We start from the raw sequence: 1,709 nt of genomic DNA, 5'->3' as shown, positions 1-1,709 counted from the left end.
AACGACTACGGCGCCTTGGGCGACACCTCGACCCTCGCCGACCCCTCGGTCGTCGACGACCTCATCGAAAACCGCGCAAACAAGGCGTGAACCGCCAGCCCGCCGCGTGAAGGGGCTCCTTCGGGTCCGACCTCTCGCAGTGCGTGGCGCGGACGAAACCTGGGTTGGCCAAGTAGTGGCCAACCCAACTCTCGAAGGCCACGTTGGCCTGCTGCCGGTCTCATGGACACCGGGTCATGTTTGTTTCGCGCGGGCCTTAAATGCCATCGGGCCCAGATAGCCCAACTTCGAATGCCTTCGTCTCGGGCCATAGAAGCATGCGATCTTGCCAAAGACGTCGGCGCGGGCGGCATCGCGGCTGCGGAAGAGCTTGCGCGCGGTCCGTTCGGTCTTGAGCGAAGAGAAGACGCTCTCCATCGCCGACGTGTCGAGCTCTGCTTATCCCTTGACCAAGGTGGCATCGCGATCCGCCGTCATTGACCAGCCCAGCACACGTCGCGACAACAGGTCCAGCGCGATCACCACGTGAAGCCAGCCCTCGGCCGTCCAGATGTCGCTGAATCTGGTTCGGGCCCTCCGCCCGGAGATCTCGATCAAGAATATTGCCGGCGATGACGGATCGTTCGCCCCCGTCTTTCGGCTTGCCACGACGCCTGTTGCACCGCGTCCCAACGTCGGACCGCCGGAAGCTGGATTTTTCCGGCTGTTTCAGGATGACAGGCTGGTGACGCCGTCGGGACAATCGTGAGATTCTATCCGATCGTTCTGTGGGGCCCGTCTGCGTTGGAGCCTCTACGCCAATCTCCTCGCTCTTCGCGGGCGTCGACAAGGCTCATGAACAAATGGGCGTTCAGGCATTCGGACCGGAGCGTGCGGTTGAACCCCTCGATGAAACCGGTGCCCGTCGGCCTCCCTGGCCGCGAGACGTCCAGCGTGACGTCTTCGGCATAGGCCCATAGGGCAAGGTCCCGAGAATTGACGGCGCTGCCGTTGTCGACGCGAATGGTCTTCGGATAGCCGGCCCTGGCGCGAACTCTCTCCGGCGTCTGGACGACATCCTGACCCCGGCAGGCGATGCAGGGATGGGCCGCCAGGCATGGCCGGAAATGGCTGTCCACAACCGTCCGGATGCGAAGCTTTCTGCCCATAGCAAACTGGTCATGCCCGAAGTCCCTTCCGGCAGATTGCGATTGCGCAATCACCTTTCGGGCAAGGCATCGCCCAGACAGCGTTCGGCCCGATGGCTCCCTGGCAGTCCTCCCGCAGCTTCACCTTCACCTGGTGTTTCGGGTGCCTGTTGCGCAGATGAAGCTCCAACTCGTTGTAAATCTTGCGCGTCTTTTTCCTTGTTGATCAGCCGCCCTGCCCGCCGCAGCGGGGCCGTCACGCGCCGGTCGCCATACCGCACACGTGTCCCTGATCCGCCTCTCGACGGCAGCCTGATGCGTCCGCAGCGGCTTGTAGGCGGCGCTGGACGTGTCAAAGCAGATGGACCCAACCTTCCGGATCGACACGCAGCCGTCGACGCATCTCGTCCGGCAGCGCACCGCCTCACTTCCGGGATCACATCAATCTTCGCGACCGCCTGCATGCTTGAATTGCCGCAAGAGGCTGACCCTCAGCGGCACCTTTTGATAGTGCCCCGCGGCGTGGTGTAGGAAGCCGCGAGCGTCGCTGATCGCGAGGCTGGCGGTCATCGTCGATCTTCG

2 protein-coding genes and 1 pseudogene are annotated in these 1,709 nt (G+C 63.3%); 1 reads left to right on the top strand and 2 read right to left on the bottom strand.

Annotation, left to right across the window (positions count from 1 at the left end; genetic code table 11):
- Positions 1 to 234: 234 nt before the first annotated feature.
- A pseudogene (locus IQ782_RS30500) lies at positions 235 to 429 on the bottom strand (IS3 family transposase); the annotation flags it as partial.
- A 121-nt stretch (positions 430 to 550) separates the two neighbouring features.
- Here IQ782_RS30500 and IQ782_RS30495 point away from each other — a divergent pair.
- Positions 551 to 748, top strand: a complete 198-nt coding sequence (locus tag IQ782_RS30495; RefSeq protein ID WP_194138225.1) for a hypothetical protein — start codon at positions 551 to 553, stop codon at positions 746 to 748.
- 4 nt (positions 749 to 752) lie between these two features.
- Here IQ782_RS30495 and IQ782_RS30490 read toward each other — a convergent pair whose 3' ends face one another.
- A complete protein-coding gene (locus IQ782_RS30490; protein WP_420832705.1) occupies positions 753 to 1,202 on the bottom strand; it encodes an integrase core domain-containing protein in 450 nt (149 codons plus the stop codon).
- Positions 1,203 to 1,709: the final 507 nt, after the last annotated feature.

The organism is Salipiger mangrovisoli (assembly GCF_015223355.1).
Lineage (GTDB): Bacteria > Pseudomonadota > Alphaproteobacteria > Rhodobacterales > Rhodobacteraceae > Salipiger > Salipiger mangrovisoli.
The sequence above is the reverse complement of the archived record's forward strand: the minus strand, read 5'-3'. Positions and strand labels throughout refer to the sequence as shown.